The organism is Pseudescherichia vulneris (genome assembly GCF_902164725.1).
Classification (GTDB): domain Bacteria; phylum Pseudomonadota; class Gammaproteobacteria; order Enterobacterales; family Enterobacteriaceae; genus Pseudescherichia; species Pseudescherichia vulneris.
The window spans coordinates 2,116,704-2,123,593 of record NZ_LR607338.1 but is presented as its reverse complement, the minus strand read 5'-3'; the positions used below and the strand labels follow the sequence as shown (position 1 = coordinate 2,123,593).

6 protein-coding genes and 1 pseudogene are annotated in these 6,890 nt (G+C 63.1%); 4 read left to right on the top strand and 3 right to left on the bottom strand.

What is annotated here, in order from left to right:
* Together FN633_RS18505 and entC are read right to left on the bottom strand one after the other, a co-directional pair.
* Positions 1–418 (bottom strand): annotated as a pseudogene (locus tag FN633_RS18505) (AMP-binding protein); the annotation flags it as partial.
* 9 nt (positions 419–427) lie between these two features.
* The gene (gene entC, locus FN633_RS09100) at positions 428–1,603 is read right to left on the bottom strand and encodes an isochorismate synthase EntC (RefSeq protein ID WP_154057503.1); all 1,176 of its coding nucleotides are present in this window, start codon (positions 1,601–1,603) and stop codon (positions 428–430) included.
* Between the two features lie 185 nt (positions 1,604–1,788).
* Here entC and fepB point away from each other — a divergent pair, with 185 nt between their 5' ends.
* Entirely contained in the window at positions 1,789–2,748 is a 960-nt protein-coding gene (gene fepB / locus FN633_RS09095; RefSeq protein ID WP_243731492.1) for a Fe2+-enterobactin ABC transporter substrate-binding protein, read from the top strand.
* On the opposite strand, the gene entS is transcribed toward fepB, so the two are convergent.
* Complete coding sequence (gene entS / locus FN633_RS09090; protein ID WP_154057501.1) at positions 2,745–3,983, bottom strand: enterobactin transporter EntS; 1,239 nt, start codon at positions 3,981–3,983, stop codon at positions 2,745–2,747. The genes fepB and entS overlap by 4 nt on opposite strands.
* Before the next feature lie 112 nt (positions 3,984–4,095).
* Here entS and fepD point away from each other — a divergent pair, with 112 nt between their 5' ends.
* From fepD to fepC, 3 genes are read left to right on the top strand one after another with little or no spacing between them, the layout of a single operon-like run.
* Positions 4,096–5,103: a Fe(3+)-siderophore ABC transporter permease gene (gene fepD / locus FN633_RS09085; protein WP_154057500.1), complete on the top strand. Its 1,008-nt coding sequence runs from the start codon at positions 4,096–4,098 to the stop codon at positions 5,101–5,103.
* A gap of 56 nt (positions 5,104–5,159) precedes the next feature.
* Positions 5,160–6,092 (top strand): iron-enterobactin ABC transporter permease, encoded by a 933-nt coding sequence (gene fepG / locus FN633_RS09080; protein WP_425049188.1) that lies wholly within the window; start codon positions 5,160–5,162, stop codon positions 6,090–6,092.
* On the top strand, positions 6,089–6,883 hold the full coding sequence (gene fepC, locus FN633_RS09075) for an iron-enterobactin ABC transporter ATP-binding protein (RefSeq protein ID WP_154057499.1): 795 nt from the start codon (positions 6,089–6,091) through the stop codon (positions 6,881–6,883). Before fepG ends, fepC begins: the two co-directional genes overlap by 4 nt.
* The last annotated feature ends 7 nt before the right edge of the window (positions 6,884–6,890 follow it).

Sequence of the window (6,890 nt, the reverse complement as noted above, 5' to 3'; positions counted from 1 at the left end):
TAAGAAATTGATCGTCGCTAAACAGGCTATGGTCGCGGTCGGCCACCAGCAGAGCCGGTTTGATCTGTGCCGCGTACGCGTTTAGCTCGCTGCGCTGATGGCTAAAGAGCGCGTTTACCGGTGCAACGCCGATTTTCAACAGGGCAAAGAACGTGATGTAGAACTCCGTCACGTTGCCGAGCTGCACCAGCGCGGTTTCCCCCGCCTGCAGCCCCTTTGCCTGCAATGAGGCGGCCAGGTTATCTGCCGCCTGGTTAAGCTGGCGATAGCTCAGCTCGCGCTCGCCGTCGATCACCGCCAACGCATCGCTCTGCGCGTGGCGGGTCAACATATCGCTCAGGGGCAGATCCTGCCAGTAGCCTTTCTCGCGGTAGCGCCGGGCAAACTCATCGGGCCAGCGGGTAAAAGGAATTGTCATGATTGCTCCTTAATGCAAACCAAAAACGTTGAGCATGGTGGTGAGTTTTACGCCGGTTTCGCGCCATTCGGCCTCCGGCGACGAGGCTGGGACGATCCCGGCCCCGGCAAACAGGCGGACCTGATTACCGTGCAGGCGCGCGCAGCGGATGGTAACCACCCACTCGCCGTTGCCGTCGGCGTCGCACCAGCCGACGATGCCGCCGAACAGCTCGCGGTTAAACGGCTCCAGCTCGGCAATAAGATCTTTTGCCGCCTGGTGCGGGAAGCCGCTCAGCGCCGGAGTTGGATGCAGCAGACAGGCCAGCGACAGGGCATTCTCCTCCGCCTGCGCCACCCCTTCGATAGGGGTTGCCAGATGCCAAAGGGTGGGCGTATTCACCAGCTGGGGTGAGTCCGGCAGCGTCAGGGCCCGGCTGCGCGGGGCGAGCACGGTTTTCATCGCCTGGGTCACCAGCTCATGCTCGTGGCGATCTTTCTCAGAGGCCAGCAGTTTGTTGCCCGCCTCGCGATCCAGCATGTCATCCGGCTGACGACGGGCGGAGCCGGCCAGCGGCAGAGAGCTAAAGTGCGCCGCCTCTTTACGCAGCAGCAGCTCTGGGCTGGCACCCAGCAGCACGCCGCCGTCGGGCAGCGGCACGTGGAAGTTAAAGCTGGCCGGGTTCTGGGCGATCAGCCGCTCCAGCAGCGCCCCGCCGTCTATGCGTTTGTCGGTGGTGATATCGATCAGGCGGGAAAGCACAACCTTATCGACCTGCGGCGTGGCGGTGAGCGCGGCGGCACGGGCCACCATATCGGTAAAGACTGGGTGCTCCGGGATAGCCTTGCGGGTGACCACGCTGAGGGTCTCTCTCCCCTGGAAGTAGCGTGCGGAGTGCTGCTTCTCGGTACGGGAGAAAAGCTCCCAGGCGCGGGGAATAAACAGCGCGGAGGGCTGAGTGGTATCAAACGGAATGGCTCCCACCACGATTGGCTTAGCGATCCCCTGCTTTTTGGCCTCGCTGAACGCCTGAGCCAGCCGCTGTTGGAATGCGCCGCTGAGATCGTCCCCGCCTTTCGCCGGTTCGCTGATGCGCATAACGCAGCCCGATGTGCTGAAGCTGCGATACGGCGACATAAAGAAAAATTGGTCTGATGCCAGCGTGTTCACGGTAAGTTGAGTCTCCTCCGCCATTGACGTATCCATATCCTTCTCCGAAAACGATAAAGGTAGTAAGAATTATTATCATTTATATTTGGGTCGGTAAGCTAAGAGTTATCCCGGGCGATGTCAACCTCAGCGAGCGCAGTTTTGTGCGGCTAAAAACTTGCATCCGGCGGCGCAATGATGAAAATGAGAAGCATTAGCCGCACAATAACAGGATGCACGCCGTGAGACTCCCCCCGCTTTTGCTTAAGGCCCTGCTAATACCAGGACTTTTTGTTTTAGGATTTTCTGTAGCCCACGCCGCCGACTGGCCGCGCCAGATCGCCGACAGCCGGGGCGTTCATACCCTCGATCATAAACCTCTGCGCATTGTCTCAACCAGCGTCACGCTCACTGGCTCGCTGCTGGCGATTGACGCCCCGGTGGTGGCCAGCGGCGCAACCGCGCCGAACAACCGCGTTGCCGACGAGAACGGCTTCCTGCGCCAGTGGGGCGAGATCGCGAAGCAGCGCAAGCTTGCCCGGCTCTATATTGGCGAGCCGAGTGCCGAGGCGGTCGCCGCTCAGATGCCGGATCTGATCCTCATCAGCGCCACCGGAGGCGACTCGGCGCTGGCACTTTACGATCAGCTCTCTGCGATTGCCCCGACGCTGATCATTAACTACGACGATAAGAGCTGGCAGACGCTGCTCACCCAACTCGGGGAGATCACCGGCCAGGAGTCGCAGGCCAAAGCCCGGATTAGCGATTTTAATCAGCAGCTGGCGAAGGTGAAGCAGCAGATGACCCTGACGCCGCAGCCGGTCAGCGCCCTGGTGTATAACCCGGCGGCGCACAGCGCCAACCTGTGGACCGCGGACTCGGCCCAGGGGCAGTTGCTCTCGCAGCTGGGCTTTACCCTGGCGACGCTGCCTGAAGGACTGCACGCCAGCCAGAGTCAGGGTAAGCGGCACGATATCGTCCAGCTGGGCGGGGAAAACCTTGCCGCCGGACTGAATGGCGAAGCGCTGTTTCTCTTCGCCGGTAACGAGAAAGACGCCGAGGCCATCTATGCCAACCCGCTGCTGAGTCATCTAAGCGCGGTGCAGAACAAACGCGTCTACGCCCTCGGCACCGAGACCTTCCGCCTCGACTACTACAGCGCCACGCTGCTGCTCAAGCGCTTCGCCACGCTGTTTAGTTAAGCGTCAACGGGTGGGCTCTGGTGGAAACGCCGCAGCTCGCCGAGAAGCAGGATCAGTACCGCGCCCGTCACCGCCAGCACCGCTCCGCCAACGCTGGCCGAGGCGGCGGGCGTCATCGCGACACTCATCCCACCCAGCAAGGCTGCGCCAATCGCATCCCCGGTAACGTTCTGCGCCGTCCACAGGCCGTTGATCCTGCCCAGCATCGCCTCTGGCGTCTGGGTTTGCAGCAGCGTGTACTGAAGCAGGGAGCTGATGGCGCTCAGCCATCCCGCCAGGGCAAGGAACAGCACCCCCAGCGGCCAGACCGGCATCAGGCTAAACAGGGCGATAGCGACAAAGGCCCCGAGGGTTGAGAAGAGGATTATTGCCCCAGGGCGCGGACGCTGAACCAGGTTGCCGCTGGTGAGCGCCCCTACGGCGGCTCCGAGCGGCAGGGCCGCGTAGAGAATACCGATCTCGGCGGCTGACATTTGCCAGTGCATTGCCAGTGCCGGATAGAGCACGCGAACGGCGCTGGCCATCGTCAGCAGGCCGCCCAGCAGGGCAATGCCGCCAATCAGCGGGCTGCGCAGCAGGAAGCGAAACGCCGCCAGCAGCGACTTCAATGGATGCTCGCGCGGCTGAGGCGGTGGAGGCAGCTGCGGCAGACGCAGTAGGGTCAGGGTGGTGATAAAGGTCCCCGCCGCCGCCAGGGCATAGTTCCACACTACGCCCCCGGAGGCGAGCAGCAGGCCGCCAAGCATCGGGGAGATAACCGATCCCAGCCGCACGGTGAGCATGGTGATCGCCCCGGCCTGCATCAGGTTCTCCCGCCCCACTAGCGCCGGGGTGGCAGCAAGCAGCGCCGTAACGCCCAGCGCGCCAAAAAAGCCGTCCCACAGGCCGAGGAGATAGATCGCCAGCAGCGAGGGTTCGGGCAACGCAGCGTTGAGGCAGAGGCCAATAAAGCCGATACCGCAGGTACCGCGCGCCAGCAGGATCAAGCGCTTGCGCTCGTAGCGGTCCGCCAGCACGCCGCCGACCATCAGGCCAACAAACATCGCTCCGCCGGTTAGGGTCACCGCCAGCCCCACCCGCCAGCTGGAGTGGGTCATGGCCTGAATCTGCACCGGTACGGCGACGCCGAGCAGCCCCAGCGACACAATCGAGATAAAACGGGCAATAAAAACAGCGCGAAACGCGGGATGGGTTCTCAGCAGGCTGACGTTGATCAGCCAGGATTGTCGGGTCATAACAAAGCCTTAATGCGAACTTTTGATACCAGTTTTTAAGCCGCACATGCTAACATATCGCAATAAGATCGATAACGATAATTACTATCATTATCATGTCAGGGACGTTGTTATGTCGCATTCCGTTAATCCGGCGCGCCCGTGGGCCGTGGGCGGATTATTGCTACTGCTGCTGGTGGCAGGCGTGCTCAGCCTGTTGATCGGGGCTAAACCGCTGCCCCTCTCCGTTGTAATGGATGCCCTCTCCGGCACCTGCCAAAGCGCCGACTGCACGATTGTGCTGGATGCCCGCCTGCCGCGTACCCTGGCCGGGCTGCTGGTCGGCGGCGCGCTGGGCCTCGCCGGCGCGCTGATGCAGACCCTGACCCGTAATCCCCTCGCCGATCCCGGTCTGCTCGGCGTTAACGCCGGGGCAAGCTTTGCTATTGTGCTCGGCGCAGCACTGCTGGGCCTCTCCTCTCCCACCGAGCAGTTGGCACTTGCTTTTTGTGGCGCGCTGGCGGCCTCGCTGGTGGTAGCTTTTACCGGCAGCGCGGGCGGCGGGCAGCTGAGCCCGGTGCGCCTGACGCTGGCAGGCGTTGCGCTGGCAGCGGTGCTGGAGGGCCTCTCCAGCGGGATCTCGCTGCTTAACCCGGACGTCTACGACCAGCTGCGCTTCTGGCAGGCTGGCTCCCTCGACGTGCGTACCTTACAGACGCTGCGTATCGTCTTGGTTCCGGTGCTGATAGCGGGGGCGATTGCTCTCCTGCTGAGCCGGGCGCTTAACAGCCTGAGCCTTGGCAGCGATACCGCGACCGCCCTCGGCAGCAGGGTCGCCCGCACCCAGCTGCTGGGCCTGCTGGCTATTACTGTTCTGTGTGCCAGCGCCACCGCCGTCTCGGGCCCCATCACCTTTATTGGTTTAATGATGCCGCATATGGCGCGCTGGCTGGTGGGGGCCGATCACCGCTGGTCCCTGCCGGTGACGCTGCTGGCTACCCCTGCCCTGCTGCTGTTTGCCGATATTATTGGCAGACTGCTTGTGCCGGGCGAGCTGCGGGTGTCGGTGGTAAGCGCCTTTATCGGCGCGCCGGTATTGATCTTTCTGGTGCGTCGCCACCGTCGGGGAGGTGCCATGTGATCGCCCCCTCCCGCCGTCTTATTGTTAGCGTTCTCCTGCTGGCCTGCGTCAGCGTGATGGTCGCCCTGTGGAGCCTGTGCAGCGGTACGGTACCGCTCTCTCCCGGCCAGGTGCTGGCCGCCTTTACCGGCGATGCGCCGCGCGGCATTGCCCTGGTAGTAAACGAGTGGCGTCTGCCCCGGGTGCTGATGGCGCTCCTCATCGGCGGCGCGCTGGGGGTCAGCGGGGCAATTTTCCAGTCGCTGATGCGCAACCCGCTGGGCAGCCCCGACGTGATGGGCTTTAACACTGGGGCCTGGAGCGGCGTGCTGGTGGCGATGGTGCTGTATGGTCAGGATCTCACGGCGATTGCCTTTGCGGCGATGGCCGGGGGGATCCTCACTTCGCTGGTGGTGTGGGCCCTGGCCTGGCGCAACGGCATTGAGACCTTTCGCCTGATCATTATCGGCATCGGCGTTCGCGCGATGCTGATCGCCTTCAATACCTGGCTGCTAATTAAAGCCTCGCTGGAGACCGCCCTCACCGCCGGGCTGTGGAACGCTGGCTCGCTCAACGGTCTGACGTGGGCGAAAACCTGGCCCTCCGCGCCGATCCTGCTGCTGATGTTGGTCTGCGCCACGCTGCTGGTACGGCGGATGCGGCTGCTGGAGATGGGTGATGACAGCGCCTGCGCGCTGGGCGTCAGCGTCGAGCGCTCCCGGCTGATGCTGATGCTGGTAGCCGTGGTGCTGACCGCGGCGGCGACCGCCCTCGCTGGCCCGATCTCCTTTGTGGCGCTGGTAGCACCGCATATTGCCCGGCGCATCAGCGGCACGGCGCGCTGGGGCCTGACCCAGGCGGCGCTCTGCGGTGCGCTGCTGCTGCTGGCCGCCGATCTCTGCGCCCAGCAGCTGTTTATTCCCTATCAGCTTCCGGTCGGCGTGGTTACCGTAAGCCTGGGCGGTATCTACCTTATCGTCCTGTTAATCAAGGAGTCCCGCAAAAGATGACCGATTTAACAGCCCGTCTGCGCGGCGACAGCTTAACGCTCGGCTACGGTAAAAAAGTGGTAGCGGATAATCTCTCCGTTGCCATTCCCGACGGGCACTTTACCGCTATCATTGGCCCCAACGGCTGCGGTAAATCGACCCTGCTGCGTACCCTGAGCCGCCTGATGATGCCCACCCAGGGGCATGTCTATCTTGATGGAGAGCAGATCCAGCGCTTCAACAGCAAAGAGGTGGCGCGACGCATTGGCCTGCTGGCGCAGAACGCCACCACGCCGGGCGATATCACGGTGCAGGAGCTGGTCTCCCGGGGCCGCTATCCGCACCAGCCGCTGTTTACCCGCTGGCGACAGGAGGACGATCGCGCCGTGCAACGGGCGATGCAGGCCACCGGCGTCGCGGATCTCGCCTTACAAAGCGTGGATACGCTCTCCGGCGGCCAGCGCCAGCGGGCGTGGATAGCGATGGTGTTGGCGCAGGAGACGGCGATTATGCTGCTGGACGAGCCCACCACCTGGCTGGATATTAGCTATCAGATTGACGTGCTGGAGCTGCTTAGCGAGCTGAACCGCGAGCAGGGCTACACCCTGGCGGCGGTGCTGCACGACCTGAACCAGGCCTGCCGCTATGCTACCCACTTGATTGCCCTGCGGGACGGAAAGATTGTAGCCCAGGGCGCACCGAAAGAGATTGTGACGGCAGAGTTGATTGAGGCCGTCTACGGGCTACGCTGTATGATTATTGAGGATCCGGTGGCGCATACGCCGCTGGTGGTGCCGCTGGGCAGAACGTGACCAGCGG